At 68.8% G+C, this 19903-nt stretch carries 16 protein-coding genes; 7 read left to right on the top strand and 9 right to left on the bottom strand.

The annotated features are described in order from the left end of the window. Positions 1-203: DUF1192 family protein (locus I71_RS15710; RefSeq protein ID WP_148294256.1), on the bottom strand; the 203-nt coding region annotated here is incomplete at its 3' end. A 491-nt stretch (positions 204-694) separates the two neighbouring features. Here I71_RS15710 and I71_RS15715 point away from each other — a divergent pair. From I71_RS15715 to galE, 7 genes are all read left to right on the top strand, one after another. Next, positions 695-2170 (top strand): mannose-1-phosphate guanylyltransferase/mannose-6-phosphate isomerase, encoded by a 1476-nt coding sequence (locus I71_RS15715; RefSeq protein ID WP_042695787.1) that lies wholly within the window; start codon positions 695-697, stop codon positions 2168-2170. Positions 2171-2390: 220 nt separating this feature from the next. After that, complete coding sequence (locus tag I71_RS15720) at positions 2391-2789, top strand: hypothetical protein (protein ID WP_042695788.1); 399 nt, start codon at positions 2391-2393, stop codon at positions 2787-2789. Between the two features lie 3 nt (positions 2790-2792). Beyond that, entirely contained in the window at positions 2793-5003 is a 2211-nt protein-coding gene (locus I71_RS15725) for a peptidase domain-containing ABC transporter (RefSeq protein WP_199902191.1), read from the top strand. Positions 5004-5007: 4 nt separating this feature from the next. Further along, positions 5008-6195 carry an HlyD family secretion protein gene (locus tag I71_RS15730; RefSeq protein ID WP_244433863.1) on the top strand — a complete coding sequence of 396 codons (1188 nt, stop codon included), beginning with the start codon at positions 5008-5010 and terminating at the stop codon, positions 6193-6195. Continuing rightward, complete coding sequence (locus I71_RS39770; RefSeq protein ID WP_244433866.1) at positions 6078-6515, top strand: HlyD family efflux transporter periplasmic adaptor subunit; 438 nt, start codon at positions 6078-6080, stop codon at positions 6513-6515. The genes I71_RS15730 and I71_RS39770 overlap by 118 nt, the downstream gene beginning before the upstream one ends. A gap of 110 nt (positions 6516-6625) precedes the next feature. Then, positions 6626-8014, top strand: coding sequence for a DUF2142 domain-containing protein (locus I71_RS15735; RefSeq protein WP_042695789.1), 1389 nt, complete (start codon positions 6626-6628; stop codon positions 8012-8014). A 173-nt stretch (positions 8015-8187) separates the two neighbouring features. Then, positions 8188-9183 (top strand): UDP-glucose 4-epimerase GalE, encoded by a 996-nt coding sequence (gene galE / locus I71_RS15740; protein ID WP_042695790.1) that lies wholly within the window; start codon positions 8188-8190, stop codon positions 9181-9183. 45 nt (positions 9184-9228) lie between these two features. Here galE and I71_RS15745 read toward each other — a convergent pair whose 3' ends face one another. The 8 genes from I71_RS15745 to I71_RS15780 all read right to left on the bottom strand — a co-directional run bounded on the left by I71_RS15745 (position 9229) and on the right by I71_RS15780 (position 19654). Further along, positions 9229-10185, bottom strand: coding sequence for a UDP-glucuronic acid decarboxylase family protein (locus tag I71_RS15745; RefSeq protein WP_042695791.1), 957 nt, complete (start codon positions 10183-10185; stop codon positions 9229-9231). A gap of 130 nt (positions 10186-10315) precedes the next feature. Next, the gene (gene rfbA, locus I71_RS15750; RefSeq protein ID WP_042695792.1) at positions 10316-11179 is read right to left on the bottom strand and encodes a glucose-1-phosphate thymidylyltransferase RfbA; all 864 of its coding nucleotides are present in this window, start codon (positions 11177-11179) and stop codon (positions 10316-10318) included. Positions 11180-11190: 11 nt separating this feature from the next. Further along, a complete protein-coding gene (rfbD, locus tag I71_RS15755; protein WP_042695793.1) occupies positions 11191-12081 on the bottom strand; it encodes a dTDP-4-dehydrorhamnose reductase in 891 nt (296 codons plus the stop codon). After that, positions 12078-13145 (bottom strand): dTDP-glucose 4,6-dehydratase, encoded by a 1068-nt coding sequence (gene rfbB, locus I71_RS15760; protein ID WP_042695794.1) that lies wholly within the window; start codon positions 13143-13145, stop codon positions 12078-12080. Before rfbB ends, rfbD begins: the two co-directional genes overlap by 4 nt. Before the next feature lie 83 nt (positions 13146-13228). Next, complete coding sequence (rfbC, locus tag I71_RS15765; protein WP_042695795.1) at positions 13229-13780, bottom strand: dTDP-4-dehydrorhamnose 3,5-epimerase; 552 nt, start codon at positions 13778-13780, stop codon at positions 13229-13231. A gap of 3 nt (positions 13781-13783) precedes the next feature. Beyond that, complete coding sequence (locus I71_RS35035) at positions 13784-17197, bottom strand: glycosyltransferase (protein ID WP_244433864.1); 3414 nt, start codon at positions 17195-17197, stop codon at positions 13784-13786. Positions 17198-17409: 212 nt separating this feature from the next. Continuing rightward, on the bottom strand, positions 17410-18816 hold the full coding sequence (locus I71_RS15775) for an ABC transporter ATP-binding protein (RefSeq protein ID WP_244433865.1): 1407 nt from the start codon (positions 18814-18816) through the stop codon (positions 17410-17412). Then, complete coding sequence (locus tag I71_RS15780; protein WP_199902192.1) at positions 18806-19654, bottom strand: ABC transporter permease; 849 nt, start codon at positions 19652-19654, stop codon at positions 18806-18808. Before I71_RS15780 ends, I71_RS15775 begins: the two co-directional genes overlap by 11 nt. Positions 19655-19903: the final 249 nt, after the last annotated feature.

Genomic DNA, 19903 nt, shown 5'->3' on the forward strand with positions numbered 1-19903 from the left:
CTTTTTTTCTCCCTTCTTGAAAAGGCTTCGGCCGCCGATTTCTGCGCCTGCTTGGCGGCGATGGCGGCGCGGGCGCGGGTGATCTCCGCCTCCAGCGTCGCGATATAGGCCTCGATCTCGGCCACGCCCATCACGGTCAGATCCTTGGGCGCCGGCCTGGCCTTGCGCGGCTCCAAATCCTCGAAACGGTCATCGATGGCCATGGCCTGGTTCCCTTCCCTGCCCGCGGTCCTGTCCCGGTCCGGCTTGTCAGGCCGGTCGGGCAAATCTACCTTTCGGGCCTGAGATTGCCAAACAGACAAAACCGAAGGGATCCCCTTTTCCGTCCAGTCTTTCCCGGATCGCGGCTCCGGTGTGCCCCCGGTCCTGCCCCTGCCCCTGTCCGCGGCCTCCCGCCGGCAGAGGGGCGCGACAAGACTCCAACCTCGACCCCGGCCATCCGCTGCCGCGGAAGCTGCGGACGGGGAGTGTTTGGAGTCTTGTCTCGCCCCCCTGCCAGTCCCATCCCTTGCCCCATCCCCTGCCCCATCCGGGACCGTCCCGGATGGGGCGCTCCGGTCGGGTGGCTCTCGGAGGGGTGCTTGTGAAGGGCGGAAAACGCGGTCTATAACGAACTGCCATGGCGCCGCTCCCTGGTTCCGACCTTCGGCTTTCCGGCGCCCGGCCACAGGCTCACACAACAGATGGCGGCAGGATGAACGGCAATTCCGCGCAGAAAATCGTCCCGGTGCTGCTCTCCGGCGGTACGGGGTCCCGGTTGTGGCCCTTGTCGCGCGAACTGTATCCCAAGCAGTTTCTGCCGCTCTGCTCCGACCGGACGATGCTCCAGGACACCGCCCTGCGGGTCAGCGCGCAAGCTGGCTCCACGCAGCCCGGTTCCGGTGCGGCCACGGAGGCCGTCTTCTCGGCTCCCCTGGTGATCTGCAACCAGGAACACCGCTTCCTCGCCGCCGAGCAGCTGCGCCAGTCGCGCTGCGCGACCCGTGGGATCATCCTGGAGCCGGCGGGCCGCAACACCGCCGCCGCCTGCGCGCTCGCCGCCCTGGCGGTCGCGGACGAGGATCCGGACGCGTTGCTGCTGATCCTGCCGGCCGACCATGAGATCCGCGACGTCGAGGCCTTCCGCCGCGCCATCGCCATCGCCGCCCGTGCCGCCGCGGCCGGCCGGCTGGTCACCTTCGGCATCACCCCGACCCGGCCGGAGACCGGCTACGGCTACATCCGCCGCGGCCATTCGATGGATGAGGCCGATGGCGCCTACAACGTCGCCGCCTTCGTCGAGAAGCCGTCGCTGGAGGTGGCCGAGCGCTATCTCGCCGAGGGCACCTATGCCTGGAACAGCGGCATGTTCCTGTTCCCGGCCGCCCGCCTGCTGGCCGAGCTGGAGCGCCATGCGCCTGCGGTGCTGGCCGCCTGCCGCGAGGCGCTGGAGCAGGGATCCAGGGACCTCGACTTCTTCCGCCTGGACGCCGCCGCCTTCGCCAAGGCGCCCAGCATTTCCATCGACTATGCGGTGATGGAGCGCACCGACCGCGCCGCCGTCGTCCCCTGCGAGATCGGCTGGACCGACGTCGGCGCCTGGTCGGCGCTGTGGGACGTCGGCAACAAGGACGGCGAGGGCAACGTCGTCGTCGGCGACGTGCTGCTGGAGGGCGCCCGCGACTGCTATGTCCGCAGCGACAACCATCTGACCGCTGTGGTCGGGGTGGAGAACGCCGTGGTGGTGGTGGTGGACGACGCCGTGCTGGTCGCCGACCGCTCTCAGGCCCAGGACGTCAAGCGCATCGTCGACCGGCTGAAGGCCGAGGGGCGCAGCGAGTCGGTCAGCCACCGCCGGGTCCACCGTCCCTGGGGCTCCTACCAGTCGCTGCACACCGGCGACCGCTTCCAGGTGAAGAGTCTGACCATCGCCCCCGGCTCGCGCCTGTCCTTGCAGAAGCACCATCACCGTGCCGAGCACTGGGTGGTGGTCAACGGCACGGCTCTCGTCACCCGCGGCGAGGAGCAGGTGATGGTCTACGAGAACCAGTCGATCTACATCCCGATCGGCACTGTCCACCGGCTGGAGAACCCCGGCAAGGTGCCGCTGACCATCATCGAGGTGCAGTCCGGCTCCTATCTGGGCGAGGACGACATCGTCCGGTTGGAGGACGTTTACGGCCGCAACTGAGCGGCCGGCCGCTGTTGCCGGCGGCGGGCCGCGACCGCGGCCCCGCGGGCGTGTGCCCGCGATAGCCAAGAGGCCGGACGGCCTTGCCGGCGATCGAGGCGTCGCCTGTGTCTCTTTGCGGCTGCGGGTACTGGCGGCTTGGTACGTGCCGCCCGCTTCCGGTACAACGAAGGCGCGAGGGTGCCGCAGCGGCGCCCCGCCTTCTGCTGCCGGGACCATCATGACCATCGAGCCGCCGCCGGACGACCGCATCCCCGAACTCTATGCCGACGGGGTCTTCGACATCGGCTTCGGCAACGGCATGGTCCGCATCGACCTGTTCAGCCTGTCGGCGCTGCGCAAGGACGCCAACGGCCAGCCGCTGCCCGCCATCCGCCAGCGGGTGGTGATGAGCCTGCCCGGTTTCCTCGCCAGCCTGTCCGCCCTGGAGGGCATGCGCCAGCGGCTGGAGGCCGCCGGCGTGCTGCCGCCCAATTCCGGTACGGTGCCGGCTCCTGTGCCCGCTCCTTCCGCTCCGGCCTTCCAGAGCCCGGTGCAGGCGACGATCCAGCCCGCCTCCCCCAACCCTGCAGCGCCGGCCCCTCCGCCCGGACGGCCCCGCTCGCCGAATTTCGGCTGACCGATGCCGGACGCCAGCTCGACCGTCGCGGCTCCGCCTCCCGGCCCCGATGCCGCCCCCGATCCGGACGAAAGCACCGCGCTGCGCTGCCTGACGCTGGTGGCGCGCCATCATGGCCTGTCGGCCTCGCCGGCCGCCCTGCGCGCCCGCGTCGCTCCCGGCGGACCGGACGGCGAGCCGTCCACCGCCGACCTGCTGCGCATCGCCGCCGCCACCGGCTTCAAGGCGACCGCCCGCCGGCTGGACTGGGCGGGTTTGCAGTCCCTCCCCCCCGTCTTCCCGCTGCTGGCGCGGCTGTCCAACGGCAACACCGTCATCCTGGTCGGGCTGTCCCGTCCTGCGGATCCGGTGGATGAGCCCATGGTCGGTGTCGTCGATCCGCTGGCCGACCGGCTGGACGTCATCGACGTGCCGCGCGACCGCTTCCTGGAGCGCTGGGACGGCGAGCTGGTCTTCCTCAAGCCGCGCCACGGCCTTGCCGACCCGCGCCAGCCCTTCGGCCTGCGCTGGTTCGTGCCGGAGATCCTGCGCCAGAAATCGGCCTTCCGCGACGTGGTGGTGGCGGCGCTGGTGCTGCACGCCCTCGCGCTTGCCGTCCCGGTCTATTTCCAGATCGTGATCGACAAGGTGCTGGTGAACGAGACCGTCGCCACGCTTCAGGTGCTGACCATCGGCGTGCTGGGCGCCCTGCTGTTCGAGGCGGGTTTCCGCTTCCTGCGCCAGTTCATCCTGCTGGCGGCGGCCAACCGCATCGACATCCGCCTTCTGAACCGCACCTTCGGCCATCTGCTCGACCTGCCGATCACCTTCTTCGACGGGCATTCGGCCGGCGTCACCGTGCGCCACATGCAGCAGGTCGAGCGCATCCGCGAGTTCCTGACCGGCAACCTGCTCTCCACCGTGCTCGACAGCCTGGTGCTGCTGGTCTTCCTGCCGGTGCTGTTCTTCTATTCGGTCAAGCTGACGCTGGTCGCCCTGCTGTTCGCGGCCCTGATCGCCGGGGTGGTGGTCGCGCTGGTGCCGGTCTACCGCAGCCGCCTGCGCGACCTCTACAACGCCGATGCCGAGCGGCAGGCCATGCTGGTGGAGACCATCCACGGCATGCGCACCGTCAAGTCCTCCGCCCTGGAGCCGCAACAGCGCCGCAGCTGGGACCGCAAGGCCGCCCGCGCGGTGACCAGCCATTACCGGGTCGGCCGCATCTCGATCGCCGCCCGCACGCTGACCGAGTTCCTGGAGAAGGCGATGATGGTGGCGGTGGTCGCCGTCGGCGCCTTCGACGTCTTCGACCGTCAGCTGTCGGTCGGCGCGCTGATCGCCTTCCAGATGCTGTCGGGCCGGGTGGTGACGCCGCTGGTCCAGATCGTCTCGCTGATCCACCAGTATCAGGAGACCGCCCTCTCGGTGCGCATGCTGGGCGAGGTGATGAACCACCCGGCCGAACCGCGGCGCGAGGGCAGCGGCGCCTGTCCTGCCCTGATCGGCCGCATCGAGATCGAAGGGCTGGGCTTCCGCTACGACCGCAACCGCCCGGCGGCGCTCGACGGCGTCACGCTGACCGTGCCGGCCGGCTCGGTCGTCGGGCTGGTCGGGCGCAGCGGCTCGGGCAAGAGCACGCTGATGCGCCTCCTCCAGGGCTTCTATCCGGTGCAGGAGGGCAGCATCCGCTATGACGGGCTGGACATCCGCGAACTGGATCTGGCCCATCTGCGCCGCTCCATCGGCGTGGTGCTGCAGGAGAATTTCCTGTTCCGCGGCACCATCCGCGACAACATCGCCATGACCATGCCCGAGGCCGGCCGCGAGGAGATCGTCGGGGCCGCCCGGCTGGCCGGCGCCGACGAGTTCATCCACCGCCTGCCCGACGGCTACGACACGCTGGTGGAGGAGGGGGCGACCAACCTGTCCGGCGGCCAGAAGCAGCGCATCGCCATTGCCCGCGCCCTGCTGCCCCAGCCGCGCCTGCTGATCCTGGACGAGGCGACCAGCGCGCTCGACCCCGACAGCGAGGCCATCGTCATGGCCAACCTGCGGCGCATCGCCCAGGGCCGCACCGTGCTGATCGTCACCCACCGGCTCTCCACCCTGACCGGCTGCGACACCATCGCCGTGCTGGAGCAGGGCCGCCTGCTCGACCTCGCCCCCCATCCCATCCTGCTCGACCGCTGCGCCGAATACCGGCATCTGTGGCAGCAGCAGAACCGGGGGCGCTGACGCCATGCCCGACACGCGCATGTCCGAAGCGGGGGTGCCCGAAACCGACAGCCAGGACGCCGTGCAGGCCAAGACCGGCCGCGAGGTTGTCCCGGCCAGGGCTGACCCCTCCCCTCCGCCCGCTCCCGCCCGCCGCCGCGCTTCCCTGCCCGCCCCGTCGGCACCGCCGCCGGGCTTCGCGCTGGAGTATCTGCCGGACGGGGCGGCCATCGAACATGCACCGCTGCCCCGGGCGGCGCGCTCCACCCTTTATGTGCTGGCCGGGTTGCTGGTGGCGCTGGTGCTGTGGGCCGGCTTCGCCCAGGTCGACCGCATCGTCACCGCCGGCGGCCGGCTGGTGACCACCGCCCCGCTGGTGGTGGCCCAGCCGCTGGAGACCGCGGTGGTGCGCGGCGTCGACGTGCAGGTCGGCGACCGGGTGCGGGCCGGCGACCGTCTGGCGACGCTCGACCCCACCTTCGCCGCGGCGGATCTGGCCGACCTGAGCGCCAAGCTCGCCAGCGTCGAGGCGCAGATCGGCCGGCTGCGCGCCGAGCTGGACGGCGGCGACTTCACCCCCGCCGCCGGCACCCCCGATGCGGCGGTGCAGGCCGCCATCCTGGAGCGCCGCCGCGCCGAATACCGCTCCCGCCTCGCCTCGCTCGACGAGAAGGCCGGGCAACTGGACAGCGCCATCGCCGCCAGCCGCCGCGCCCAGGCCGGGCTTGCCGAACGGCTCGCCGTGGTGGGCGAGGTGGAGGACATCCGCCGCCAGCTTCAGGAACGCCAGACCGGCTCCCGCCTGACCTGGCTGGAGGCGCGGGTCGAGCGGCTGCGCCTGCGCGACGATCTCGTGGCCCTCCAGGACCGCGAGCGGGAGAGCGCGCACGAGCTGCGCGGCGTCCAGGCCGACCGCGCCGCCTTTATCGACGAATGGCGGCGCAAGACGGCGGAGGATCTCGTCGAGCAGACCCGCCAGCGGGCCACCCTGGTCGAGCAGATCGCCAAGGCCGAGCGCCGCCGCTCGCTGGTCACCCTGACCGCCCCGTCGACGCGGTGGTGCTGGAGGTGGCCAAGCGCTCCGTCGGCTCGGTCATCCGGGAGGCCGAACCGCTGGTCACCCTGGTCCCGGCCGACGTGCCGCTGGAGGTGGAGGCGGAGATCCCGTCCCGCGACATCGGCCTGGTCCGTGTCGGCGATGTCGTGCGGGTGAAGCTGGACGCCTTCCCCTTCCAGCGCCACGGAACTTTGCCCGGCGAAATCCGCACCATCAGCGCCGACGCCTTCACCCACGATCCCTCCCAGGGCGCCCAGGGCGCCGCCAACCCCGATGCCCCGCGCGCGGGTCCCGGTGCCGTCTTCCGCACCCGTATCCGCCTGACCGACACCCGGCTGGAGGCGGTGCCCGCCGGCACGGCCCTCAGTCCCGGCATGGTCGCCTCGGCCGAGATCCGCGTCGGCACCCGCTCGGTGCTGTCCTACTTCCTCTACCCGGTCATCCGCGCGCTCGACGAAAGCATCCGCGAACCGTAAGGGGGCCAGGCCCGTTCCGAGCCCTGTCCTGCTGCGTCAAAGTTTCCAAGTGGCGCCGGTCCGGCGGATGGGGTACCCACCCACCAGCCCCTTCAGCGACAGGTCTGGTGATGCAGCGGATAGGTCCTTTCCTTTTTGCCGTCCTGGCAATCCTCTCGGCATTCTTTCTGGTCTGGAGCCTTCCGCCCTTCCAGACCGCCGATGAGCCCGCCCACATCTACCGGGCCAACATGATCACCCATGGCTACTGGGTGGCCGCCAGGGTCCAGACCGACGGGCGGATCGCGGCGGGCGGCCCGTCCGATCTCGCGATCATCGAGGCCTATTTCCCCTTCCATCATGTTCCCTTCAAGCCCGACGAGAAGGCCAACCTGGAGGATTTCGTCAAGTCCTTCACCGCCCGCTGGGACGGCCGGGTCTTCAACGTCGCGGCGGAGAACACCGCGCCCTATCCGCCCTTCTTCTACCTGCCGCAGGCCGCCGCCATCGCGGTCGGCAAGGCCATCGACCTGCCGGTGGTGCAGACGCTGTATCTGGCGCGGGCGGCCAACGCGCTGACCTGCATCGTCGTCGGCTTCTTCGCCCTGCTGCTGGCCGGACGGGCACATCTGCCGCTGTTCGCCGTGCTGCTGCTGCCGATGTCGGTCTCGCTCTATGCCTCGATGAGCCAGGACGGTCTGGTCATCACCGTCACCGCACTCGGCATCGCCTTCCTGGCCCGGGCGCTGTCCGAAGGCCGGCCGCTGCGCAGCGCCGAGGTCTGGGCCAGTGCCGTCTGCTTCGCCCTGGTGGGGATGACCAAGCAGCCCTACGCCCTGCTCTGCCTGATGCCCCTGGCGGTCCCGGCCGAGCGGGCGGCGGTGAAGCGCCTCGCCGTCGCCGCCTCGCTGGCCGCCGCCGTCGGCTGGGCGGTGTGGATGGCGCTCGCCGTGCAGACGCCGCTGATCCGCCAGGACGCCCCGACCGACGCCATGGGACAGCTCCGCTTCCTGCTCGACAACCCGCTGGCCGTCCTCACCATCGCCGTGAAGACCTTCCAGGTCTGGGGCAACGAATATTACCAGCAGTTCGTCGGCATCCTCGGCTGGGTCGATACCCGGCTTCCCAAGCCCTATTACAGCGCCGCCTACCTGATCCTGCTGCTGTCCTTCCTGCCGCTGCTGTTCGGCCGCCGGCTGGCGGACTGGTATTCGGGTGCGCCGGCGAGAGCCTCGGCGGTGACCGCGTCTGTCGTGCTGGCGACCGGGGCGCTGCTGTTCGGGGCGCTCTACCTGGTGTGGACGCCGGTCGGCCAGCTGTGGGTCGATGGGGTGCAGGGGCGCTATTTCCTGCCGCTGGCGGCGCTGCTGCCGCTCGCCTTCGCCGGTGGGCGGCAGCAGCCGGCGTCCGGTTGGGCGGGCGTGCTGGAGCGCGGCCTGACCTGGACGGTGTGGCTCTTCCCCATCGTCAGCCTCCTGGTGGTCCAGCGCACGGTCATCCTGCGCTACTACCTCGACTAATCCGCTGTTCCGGGACCGCGCTCCCTCCATCCGCCCATCGGAGACAGGGCGAGGCATTGGAGGCTGCTCGAATGATGTCGTCCGCTCGGCGGAAAAACCCGCAGTGCAGCATGGGCGGGCGACTATCTTCCGACTCTGCCCCGATCGCCCCCAGTCAAAGACAAAGAGCGGACATGACCACGAGCGACAACGCGACCGTGCTGGTGACCGGCGGTGCCGGCTATATCGGTTCCCATGTGGTGCTGGCCCTGCGCGACCAGGGACGCGCCGTCGTGGTGCTGGACGATCTGTCCACCGGCCGGCGCTCGGCCCTGCCCGACGGTGTGCCGCTGGTCGAGGGCGATGTCGGCGACAAGGTGCTGCTGGCCGGGACCTTCGCCCGCCACGGCATCGGCACCGTGATGCATTTCGCCGGCAGCATCGTCGTGCCGGAGTCGGTGGAGCGGCCGCTCGCCTATTACCGCAACAACACGGTGAAGAGCCACGCCCTGATCGAGGCCTGCGTCGAGGCCGGCATCGGCCGCTTCATCTTCTCCTCCACCGCCGCCGTCTATGGCATGCCGGAGCGGCTGCCGATCGACGAGCGGACGCCGACCAGGCCGATCAACCCCTACGGCTCGTCCAAGCTGATGACGGAGTGGATGCTGCGCGACAGCGCGGCGGCGCATGACCTGCGCTATGTCGCGCTGCGCTATTTCAACGTCGCTGGTGCCGACCCGCAGGGCCGCTCCGGGCAGGTGTCGAAGGTCGCCACCCACCTGATCAAGATCGCCGCCCAGACCGTCACCGGCCAGCGGGCGGAGCTGCAGATCTTCGGCGACGACTACGACACGGCGGACGGCACCTGCGTGCGCGACTACATCCATGTCAGCGACCTCGCCGACGCCCATGTCGCGGCGCTGCGCCATCTGGAGGCCGGCGGCGCGTCCGAGGTGCTGAACTGCGGCTACGGCCGCGGCTATTCGGTGCGCGAGGTGCTGGCGATGGTGGAGCGGGTGACCGGCAAGCCGCTGCCGATGCGCATCGGGCCGCGCCGCGCCGGCGATCCCCCGGCCCTGGTGGCGGGGGTGGAGCGCATCGGCCGGACGCTCGACTGGACCCCGCGCCATGCCGATCTGGAGACCATCGTCGCCTCGGCGCTTTCCTGGGAGGAACGGCTGGTCCGGTAGAGCGGAAAAAAGCCGCTCTCCCACAAGGGGGAGCGGCTTTCTCCCTCAGCTGAAGAAGCGCCCGCGGAAATAGGCGATGGTGCGCTCCAGCCCCTCGTCCAGCGGCACGGCCGGTTCCCACTCCATCAGGGCGCGGGCCTTGGCGATGTCGGGCCGGCGCTGCTTGGGGTCGTCCTGCGGCAGCGGCTTGTGCGCGATCGTCGAGGCCGAGCGGGTCAGGCGGATGACCTTCTCCGCCAGCTCCAGCATGGTGAACTCGCCGGGATTGCCCAGGTTGATCGGGCCGGTGACGCCGGCGGGCGTGTCCATGAAGCGCAGGAAGCCTTCGATCAGGTCGTCGACATAGCAGAAGGACCGCGTCTGCTGCCCGTCGCCGTAGATGGTGATCGGCTCGCCCTTCAGCGCCTGGATGATGAAGTTCGACACCACCCGCCCGTCGTTGGGGTGCATGCGCGGGCCGTAGGTGTTGAAGATGCGGATGACCTTGATGTCCAGCTTGTGCTGGCGGTGATAGTCGAAGAACAGCGTCTCGGCGCAGCGCTTGCCCTCGTCATAGCAGGCGCGCGGGCCGGTGGTGTTCACGTTGCCCCAATACTCCTCGGGCTGGGGATGCACCGCCGGGTCGCCGTAGACCTCCGAGGTCGAGGCCTGCATGATCCGCGCCCCCACCCGCTTGGCCAGACCCAGCATGTTGATGGCGCCATGGACGCTGGTCTTGGTGGTCTGGACGGGGTCGTGCTGGTAATGGATCGGCGAGGCCGGGCAGGCGAGGTTGTAGATCTCGTCGACCTCGACATAGAGCGGAAACGTCACGTCGTGGCGCATCAGCTCGAAATGCGGGTTGTCCAGCAGGTGCAGGACGTTGTCGCGGCTGCCGGTGAAGAAGTTGTCGACGCACAGCACGTCGTTCCCGGCCGCCAGCAGCCGCTCGCACAGGTGGGAGCCCAGGAAGCCGGCACCGCCGGTGACGAGGACACGCTTTCGGTTGGTGAGGGCCGGCAAGGCTGCTTTCCTGTCTTGGCTGTTGGCGTCGGTGGCGCCCGTCGGTCTTCGGTCTTCGGACCGCCGGGCGACCGCGAAGGAGCAACGCGGCAGCGAAGCCGCCCGATCCTTTGTCTTTAGCCCTTCGTCTTTAGCCTAGCAACCCAAGCAGGTAGCGTCCGTAGTCGTTCTTCTTCAGAGGCTCGGCCAGACGGCGCACCTGCTCGGCATCGATCCAGCCGGAGGTGTAGGCGATCTCCTCCGGGCAGGCGATCTGCAGGCCCTGGCGGTGCTGGATGGTGCGGACGAACTCGGCCGCCTCCAGCAGGCTGTCGTGGGTGCCGGTGTCGAACCAGCCATAGCCGCGGCCCATCTGCTCGACCGACAGCCGGCCCTGATCCAGATAGGCGGCGTTGACCGAGGTGATCTCCAGCTCGCCGCGCGCCGACGGCTTCACCGCCGCGGCGATGTCCAGCACGTCGTTGTCGTAGAAATAGAGCCCCGTCACCGCCCATTTGGAGCGCGGAGCGACCGGCTTCTCCTCGATGCTCAGCGCCCGGCCTTGCGCGTCGAACTCCACCACGCCGTAGCGCTCGGGATCGCGCACGGCATAGGCGAAGACGCTGGCGCCCTCGGTCTTCTCGCCGGCGGCGCGCAGGATGTTGGTCAGGCCGTGGCCGTAGAAGATGTTGTCGCCGAGGACCAGCGCGCAAGGGTCGTTGCCGACGAAGGCGCGGCCGATGATGAAGGCCTGGGCCAGCCCGTCGGGCGAGGGCTGGATGGCCCAGCTCAGGTTCAGGCCCCATTGCGAGCCGTCGCCCAGCACCGTCTGGAACAGCGGCTGGTCGTGCGGCGTGGTGATGATCAGGATGTCGCGGATCCCCGCCAGCATCAGGGTGCTGAGCGGGAAATAGATCATCGGCTTGTCGTAGATCGGCAGCAGCTGCTTGCTGATCGCCCGCGTCACCGGGTAGAGCCGGGTGCCGGACCCGCCGGCCAGGATGATGCCCTTCATGGTCTTCGTCCTCACGCCTGCGGCGGGTTGGTGAACAGCTCGTCGATCACGCGGTCGACGCTTTCCCGCCACGGCGGGCAGGCGACGCCGAGACGCTCCCTGGCGCGGGAGCAGTCCAGCCGCGAATTGGCCGGGCGGCGCGCCGGGGTCGGGTAGTCGGCCGTGCCGATGGCGGTCAGGCGCGGCCGCTTGCCGGTGCGCTCTTCCAGCCGCCGGAAGATGTGCTCGGCGAACTCGTGCCAGGTGGTATAGCCGCTGCCGGTCAGGTGGTAGGTGCCCCAGGCGGCGCTGCCCGTCTTCTCGATCGTCCCGGCGATGTGGACGATGGCGGCGGCGAGGTCGGCGGCGGCGGTGGGGGAGCCGTGCTGGTCGGCGACCACCCGCATCTCCTCGCGCTCCTTGCCGAAGCGCAGCATCGTCTTGATGAAGTTGTTGCCGTAGGCGCTGTAGACCCAGGAGGTGCGCAGGATGACGTGATGCGGGGTGGCCGCGCGCACCGCCTCCTCGCCCGCCGCCTTGCTGGCGCCATAGACGCCCAGCGGGTTGATCGGGTCGTCCTCGGTGTAAATCCCGTCCTTCGTCCCGTCGAACACATAGTCGGTCGACACATGGATGACGGGGATGCCGCGCGCCGCACAGGCCGCCGCCATGGCGCCCGGCCCGTCGCGGTTGATGGCGAAGGACAGGTCGACCTCGCTCTCGGCCTTGTCGACGGCGGTGTGGGCGGTGGCATTGACCAGCAGGTCCGGCGCGTGGGTGGCGACCGCCTTGTCCACGTCGCCCGGCCGGGTCACGTCGAAGTCGGGATAGGGCAGGCCCACCACATCGGTGCCCGGCGCCCAGTTGGCGCGCATCAGCTCGAAGCCGAGCTGGCCGTTGCTGCCAAGGACGAGAACCTTCACGACGCTGCTCCTTCGTCCGTCAGGCCGAGCCGCTCGCCCCGGTAGGAGCCGTTGAGGATGGCCTGCCACCAGTCGCGGTTCTCCAGATACCAGGCGACCGTCTTGCGCAGGCCGCTCTCGAAGGTCTCCTGCGGCGTCCAGCCCAGCTCGCGCTCGATCTTGCCGGCGTCGATGGCATAGCGCTTGTCGTGGCCGGGGCGGTCGGTGACGAAGCTGATCAGGCGGTCGTGCGGGGCGCCGGCCGGGTCCATCTCGTCGAGATGCGCGCAGATGGCGCGGACGACCTCCAGGTTGGTGCGCTCGTTGTGGCCGCCGATGTTGTAGCTCTCGCCGACCTTGCCCTTCTCCAGAACCAGCCGCAGGGCGCGGGCATGGTCCTCGACATAGAGCCAGTCGCGGATGTTGTCGCCCTTGCCGTAGACCGGCAGCTTCTCGCCCGCCAGACCCTTCAGGATCATCAGCGGGATCAGCTTCTCCGGGAAATGGTAGGGGCCGTAATTGTTGGAGCAGTTGGTCAGCACCACCGGCAGCCCGTAGGTCTCGTGCCAGGCGCGGACCAGATGGTCGCTCGACGCCTTGCTGGCCGAATAGGGCGAGTTCGGGCTGTAGGCGGTGGTCTCGGTGAAGAAGCCGTCGTCGCCCAGCGTGCCGAACACCTCGTCGGTCGAGATGTGGTGGAAGCGGAAGCGCTCCTTGCGCTCCGCCGGCAGCGCCGACCAATAGCCGCGCGCCGCTTCCAGCAGGCGGAAGGTGCCGACCACGTTGGTCTGGATGAACTCGCCCGGCCCGTCGATCGAGCGGTCGACATGGGATTCGGCGGCCAGATGCATCACCGCGTCGGGCTGGTGGGTGTCGAAGACCCGGCGCAGCTCGGCGGCGTCGCAGATGTCGACCTTCTCGAAGGCGTAGCGCGGATTCCCCTCGGCCCCCGGCAGGGAGGACAGGTTGGCCGCGTAGGTCAGCTTGTCGACATTGACGACGAAGGCGTCGGTTTCGGCGAGAAGCTGGCGGACCACCGCCGAGCCGATGAAACCGGCGCCGCCGGTGACGAGAATGCGCGTCATCAAACCACCTTACCGCCGAGAAGCGGGGCCGCCCGCGGCCCCATTGTGCAAAAGCCTTGAGTAACCAAGCCCCGGAGCCGCCGTCAGAACAGGTCGGTCAGCCGGGCCAGGGTCGGATGCTTGTGGTCCTTGTCCGACAGCCGGGCCTTGTCCGCCGACACCGGCCAGTCGATGCCGAGTTCCGGGTCGTTCCACAGCAGACCGCGGTCATGCTCGGGCGAATAATAGTTGGTCACCTTGTAGATGACCTCGGTGTCCGGCTCCAGCGTGCAGAACCCATGGGCGAAGCCGATCGGCACCAGGATCTGGTTCCATTCCGCCGCACTGATCACCGCGCTGACATGCCGGCCGAAGGTGGGGGAGTCCTTCCGGATGTCGACCGCCACGTCCAGGATGGCGCCGCGCACCACCCGGACCAGCTTGTCCTGGGCAAAGGGCGGCAGCTGGAAATGCAGGCCGCGGATGGTGCCGACCTCGGCCGACAGCGACTGGTTGTCCTGGACGAAGTCGTAATGCAGCCCGGCCGCCTCGAACGTCTTCTTGGTGTAGGTCTCCGAGAAGAAGCCGCGATGGTCGCCGAACTTCTTCGGGCGGATGATCTTAACGTCGGGAATGTCGAGGGAGACGACGTCCATGGCTCAGATGCTTTCCTTCAGGCGCTCTTTGCGCAGCTCGGGGCAGGACTTGCGCAGCCAGGGCTTGACCGTGCGCGGCGGGAAGGCCAGCCCGAAATTCTCGGCGTCCAGCGTCAGGTTCGGGTTGTAATAGGGGTCGGCCAGCAGGCTGTCGCCCCAGCGCTCCTGCATGTAGGCCACCTCGCCCATGAAGCGCTTGACCTTGTCGGGCGCGGTGTCCGGCCCGCGCGACGCCGATTCCAGGTGGTACAGCTCGGCGAACGGCGTCCAGACGACGAGATAGCCCGCCTCGCGGATGCGCAGGCAGAAATCGACGTCGTTGAAGGCGACGGCGAGATTCTCGGCGTTCAGCCCGCCGACCTCGTCGAAGATCTCCTTGCGCAGGATCAGGCAGGCGGCGGTGACGCAGGACAGGTCCTGCGTCAGCTGGGCCCGGCTGAAATAGCCGTAGGCGTCGCGGGTCAGACCCTTGTGGACATGGCCGGCGACACCGCAGATGCCGGTGACGACGCCGGCATGCTGGATGGTGCCGTCGGCGTAATAGAGCTTGGCGCCGACCGCGCCGACCTCCGGCCGCAGGGCGTGGGAGACCATTTCGGCCAGCCAGCCCGGCTCCATCACCTCGATGTCGTTGTTGATCAGGCCCAGCAGCTCGCCGGTCGCCTCGGCGGCGGCGAAGTTGTTGATCGAGGAGTAGTTGAAGGGCGCCTTGTAGGTCAGCACCCGCACCCGCGGCTCGTCCTTCAGCGTGTCGAAATAGGCGAAGGTCGCCGCCTCCTCGCTGTTGTTGTCGACGATCAGGATTTCCAGATCCGGATAGTCGGTGCGGTGCAGCAGCCCGTCGATGCAGCCCTTCAGCAGATCGGCCTTGTCGCGCGTCGGCACGATCAGCGACACCCGCGGCAGCTTGGCCGGCAGGGCGTAGCGGATGCGGGTGAAGCGATTGGTGGCCGGCGAGGTCTCCACCGTGGCGGCGACGCCGCGGCGCTGGAAATGCTCGGTCAGCGCCTTGTGGGCGGCGGCGGTGGCGCGCGGCAGATCGACGGTGGAGAAGGCCGCGGAGTCCGGGAAGACGCGCCAGTGATAGAGGATCGCCGGGATGTGGCGGATGCGCGCCGGTTCCGTCTGCTCGACCGCGCGCAGGGTCAGGTCGTAGTCCTGGCTGCCCTCGAAGCCCAGGCGGAAGCGCCCGGCCTGCTCGATCAGCGAACGGCGGAAGACGCCCAGGTGGTTGACCATGTTCTGGCCGTGCAGCAGGTCCAGATTGAAGTCCGACTTGAAATGCGGGTCGTAGCGCTCGCCGTCGGCATCGATCTTGTCCTCGTCGGAATAGAGGATGTCGGTGTCGGGATGCTGCGCCAGCTCGGCCGCGACGGTGTAGAGGGCGTGCGGCGGCAGCCGGTCGTCATGGTCCATCAGCGCCACGAAATCGCCGGTCGCCAGATCGAGCGCGCTGTTGCTGGCGGCGGAGATGTGGCCGTTGGCCTCGCGCCGGATCACCTTGATCCGGTTGTCGCGCGCCTTGTACTCGGCCAGCACCGTCTGCACATGCGGCGCGGTGGAGGCGTCGTCGGCGATGCACAGTTCCCAGTCCGGATAGAACTGGGCCAGCACGGAGTCCAGCGCCTCGCGCAGGTAGGGCTCCGGCGTGTTGTAGACCGGCATGACCACGGAGAAGCGGGGGCGCGCCGGCAGCCGGGCGATGTCGGCCTTGATCGCCGCCGCGTCCTCCGGCGTCAGGGTGTCGTACATCCGCACCCACGACTTGTAGTCGGCCGACCAGCGGTTCGGCTGCAGTTCCTGCAGGACGCGATGCTTGGTCGCCTGCCAGCCGTGGCGGCGCAGATAGTCGAGCACGCGCGACGGCGGGTTCTGCCGGACATAGTCGAGCAGGATGTTGGTCTTGCCGATCTCGCGGATGGTGAAGTCGGCGATCTCGAAGGACACCGGCCGGGTGGCGGGGTCGAAACGCAGCGCCTTGACCGTCTGCGGCAGCAGGGCCAGCTGGCGGAACTCGCCCACCGTATCGACCGGCAGACGGATCATCGTCCGCTCGTCGAAGCCGTTGCCATCATCGACATAGATCACCGGCACCAGCGGGGCCGAGGCGCGCACCACCCGGTAGGAGATCACGCACCAGTGGCCGGGCAGCCGGCCGCGGTCGGAGCGCAGCAGGAAGGCGGGGTCGCTGCCGGTCGCCTCGTAGCCGCCCTGCGGGCTGGGCACCACGTCGTGCAGCGGCTCCAGCGTGATGGCGTGCAGGCGGCGGCGGTAGAAGCGGCCGGCCTTCTGGGCCAGCCGGCCCAGCTTGCGCACCGGCGCCGACAGCTTCCAGGAGGTGGAGTTGACCAGGCTGTGGATGTGCTGGTCGCGGCTGGCCACCACGCCATGCAGATGGGCGATGGCCTGTTCGCGCGCGACCAGCTCGCGGGCATGGGCGGCGAGGTTGCGCTCGCGGTCGGCCAGCTCCTGCGCCATTTCGGCGAGCGCATCGCCCTGGCGGCGGATCTCGGCCTGATGGTCGCCGAGCCAGCCCTGGATCACGGCGATGTCGCGGTCGCGCGTCGCGATCATGCCCTTCAGGTCGTCGCTGTGGGCGATCTGGTCGTCCAGCACCTTGCGGACCATCGCCACCTCGGTGCGCAGGTGCTTCTCCTGCTCCTCCAGGCGCTGGATGGTCTCGGTCTCGATGGCGGCGTCGCCCAGCCGGTCGAACCAGCTGCGGACGGCCCGCAGCCCCTCGCCGCCGGCCTTCTGCACGGCGAACAGTTCGCGCACTGCGTCGGGCAGATCCTCGCCGACGCCCAGCACGCCGAGGCCGTTGGAATGCAGGAAGGTGAAGGACGGACGGTCGCGGGTGATCTCGTCCCACAGGCGCCAGACGCCGAAATCGTCCTTGCGCACGTTGATGTCGTGGAACAGCACCACGCCGCGGCGGCTCATCTTCGGCAGCCACGTCTCGAAGTCATGGCGCACCGCCTCGTAGGTGTGCAGCCCGTCGATGTGCAGCAGGTCGACGCTGCCGTCGGCGAAATGGAGCAGCGCGTCGTCGAAGGTCATGCGCAGCAGGCGCGAGAAGCCGGCATAGCGCGGGTCATGATAGGCGGCGAGTTTGTTGTAGATGTCGTCGCCGTAGAAGCCGGCCTGCGGGTCGCCGGCCCAGGTGTCGACGGCATAGCAGGAGGTCGGCAGCCCGACATGGCGGACCGCCTGGCAGAAGGCGGCATAGGAGTTGCCGGTGTGCGTCCCCAGCTCGACCAGGCTGTCCGGGCGCAGTGCCTCGACGATCCAGAAGGCGAAGGGCACATGGCCGAGCCAGGAGGCCGGCGCCGTGACGAGATCCGGGGTCAGGAGCGTGATCGGCCGGCAGATACGACGGAGAGTGTCCGATCCCTGATCCTTCAAAAGCGAATCCACCTGTGCCTCTTCTTCTGCCTGGCTTTGCGGCGGGGCGCGGTCCATCGGGACACCGTTTCAGGCCCGGCGGATGGCCCCGTCACAGCCGCCGACACACATACGCTGACACCCCGCCGGAATGCAAGCCGCTGTCCGGAACCCGCTTTGCGGCGCCCGACAATGCCCGGAACTGCGGTTTTCCTGCCTCAGTCCGGGGTGTCCGCGACCAGTCGCTATTTTGTCGCGGGGGCAGTCCGGGGAGCCGCTTGGGGGGCTGACGCCCCCTCCGCCTCCAGCGTGATCGCCAGCATCGGCATGCCGACCAGCCCGCGCACGACATGGCTGGCATGGACCTTGAAGAACAGCGCGTCCTCGACCCAATGGTGCTGGACGTGGTCCTCCTGCGTGCCCTCGGCGAGGGCCACGGTGATGGAGAAGTCGCCGCTGGGCAGATAGGGCATCTGGAAGCGGAAGCGGGCGGCGAAGTCCTGACCGGCCGGGATGGTGACGGGGTCGAGCTGATAGCTGAGGAAGGTGTTGTCGCCGAACAGGTTCTGGCCCAGCTTGTCCTTCACGTAGAAGCCGACGATCGGGCGGTAGACCTGCTGGTCGGCCCGGCAGTCCACCTTCAGCACGATGACCTCGCCGCCCTCCAGCACGCTGAGCGGCTGTTCCCCGGCATCGAGGATCGAGACGTTGGTGATGGTGGCGCCGCGGTTGCCGAACCAGGGGCCGCTGTCGTTGAAGTCGAACAGCTCGATGGCGTTGCGGTGCTGCGAGCCTTTCAGCAGCTCGGCGCGGGCGTCCTCCACCGGCTCCTCGCGCCTGGCCTGGGGCAGCGCCTGCCGGGCGCCGCCGATGCGGAAGCCGCGCGAGGTGTCCTGGTCGCTGTACAGCGCCGCCAGATAGTCGTGGCAGACCTCTTTGGCCGGGCCGATGGCCCGCACCGACCCGTTGTCCAGCCACACCACCCGGTCGCAGAGGTTCACCACCTGTCCGGTGTCGTGCGACACGAAGAACAGGGTGCCGCGCTCCTTGAAGCGGTGGATGAAGCGCATGCATTTCTGGGTGAAGGAGGCGTCGCCGACCGCCAGGATCTCGTCGACGATCATGATGTCGGCGTCGACATGCGCCGCCACCGCGAAGGCGAGGCGGGCGTACATGCCGCTGGAATAGAGCTTCACCGGCTGTTCGATGAAGTCGCCGATGCCCGCGAACTCGGCGATGGAGTCATAGCGCTCGGCGATCTGCGCGTTCGACAGGCCAAGGACCGAGGCGGCGAGATAGACGTTCTCGCGGCCGGTGAATTCGGGGTTGAAGCCGGCGCCCAGCTCCAGCAGCGCCGCGATGCGGCCGTCCACCGCGATGCGGCCGGAGGTCGGCGTCAGCGTGCCGCAGAGCAGTTGCAGGAAGGTCGATTTGCCCGAGCCGTTGCGGCCGATCAGACCGACCGTCTCGCCGCGGCGAACCTCCAGGTCGACGCCGCGCAGCGCCCAGTACTCGTCGTAATATTTGCGCCGGCCGCGCACCAGCATCTGCTTCAGCCGGTCCTGCGGCCGCTTGAAGATGGCGTAGGCCTTGCCCAGCCCCTCGGCGCGGATGACGACAGGAGTCTCAGACGAGATGGGTTCAGACGACATCGGCGAACCCCCGGCGGGTCTTCATGAACCAGAGATAGCCGAGCCACGCCACCGCCCAGGCGCCCAGCGTCGCCAGACCCCACTCCACCGGTGACGGGATGCGGCCCCAGAACAGCAGATCCTTCGACTGCTCCAGGATCGCGGTCATCGGGTTCAGGTGCAGGATGGCGCGGAAACGCTCGGGGATCGCGGTCATCGGATAGAAGATCGGGCTGAGGAACATCAGCACGGTGACGGCCACCCCCACCACCTGCCGCAGGTCGCGCAGGAAGACGCCGGAGGCGGCAAAGAACCAGCTGAGCCCCAGCGTGGTCAGGCACAAGGGCGCCAGGATCAGCGGCAGCAGCAGCGCCGTCGCCGGCGGCAGACCGGCCACCAGCAGATGGAAGACCACCAGGATGACGAAGCCGATCCCGGCGTTGAACAGGGCGACGGCCAGCGACACCAGCGGCAGGATCTCCAGCGGGAAGACCACCTTCTTGATGTAGCTGATGTTCTCCAGCAGGAGTCCGGGCGCCCGGTTCAGGCATTCGCCCAGCACGTTGAACAGGATCAGGCCGGAGAACAGCAGCAGGGCGAACTGGGTGTTGCTTTCCCCGGTCGCTCCCCAGCGCGCCTGGAACACCACCGAGAAGACGAAGGTGTAGACCGCCAGCATCAGGATCGGGTTCAGCACCGCCCAGACGATGCCCAGCACGGACCCGCGGTAACGGGCGTCGATCTCGCGACGGGCCAGCCGCAGGATCAGCGACCTGTGATGCCAGGCGGTCTGGAAAAGGGCAAAGGGACCGGCGCCGAAACCCGCTACCGTAGGGTTTCCCGGCTGAGAGTTAAACAATTTGGAGTATTCCCCGTCTGCGGCCGGCCGACCATAACCCCCACCCCGGCGGCGTTCAAGCGAAAGCATCGGACAGGCCGGAGGGGCGGCGGGTGGGCGCCGAAGAGACACAGCACCCCGAAAAAGAGCGGGTGGGGAACGACGCTTCAGCCTTCCTCCTTTACCCGAAAGATCGGAGTGTCGGGGAAGCGGGTCAGGGATTTTCGTCACCATATTGAAAAATGATAAAGTAAATATTTTAGAAATGCT

The sequence above is a fragment of the Azospirillum sp. B506 genome (assembly GCF_000333595.1).
Classification (GTDB): Bacteria; Pseudomonadota; Alphaproteobacteria; order Azospirillales; family Azospirillaceae; genus Azospirillum.

Excerpts from the sequence above, each read along its gene's own strand:
- I71_RS15725 (WP_199902191.1), top strand. The coding sequence starts at position 2,793 with ATGCCGGACGCCAGCTCGACCGTCGCGGCTCCGCCTCCCGGCCCCGAT.
- I71_RS15715 (WP_042695787.1), top strand. The coding sequence starts at position 695 with ATGAACGGCAATTCCGCGCAGAAAATCGTCCCGGTGCTGCTCTCCGGC.
- rfbA (WP_042695792.1), bottom strand. The coding sequence starts at position 11,179 with ATGAAGGGCATCATCCTGGCCGGCGGGTCCGGCACCCGGCTCTACCCG.
- I71_RS15730 (WP_244433863.1), top strand. The coding sequence starts at position 5,008 with ATGCCCGACACGCGCATGTCCGAAGCGGGGGTGCCCGAAACCGACAGC.
- rfbB (WP_042695794.1), bottom strand. The coding sequence starts at position 13,145 with ATGACGCGCATTCTCGTCACCGGCGGCGCCGGTTTCATCGGCTCGGCG.
- I71_RS15775 (WP_244433865.1), bottom strand. The coding sequence starts at position 18,816 with ATGTCGTCTGAACCCATCTCGTCTGAGACTCCTGTCGTCATCCGCGCC.
- galE (WP_042695790.1), top strand. The coding sequence starts at position 8,188 with ATGACCACGAGCGACAACGCGACCGTGCTGGTGACCGGCGGTGCCGGC.
- I71_RS15720 (WP_042695788.1), top strand. The coding sequence starts at position 2,391 with ATGACCATCGAGCCGCCGCCGGACGACCGCATCCCCGAACTCTATGCC.
- I71_RS15735 (WP_042695789.1), top strand. The coding sequence starts at position 6,626 with ATGCAGCGGATAGGTCCTTTCCTTTTTGCCGTCCTGGCAATCCTCTCG.
- rfbC (WP_042695795.1), bottom strand. The coding sequence starts at position 13,780 with ATGGACGTCGTCTCCCTCGACATTCCCGACGTTAAGATCATCCGCCCG.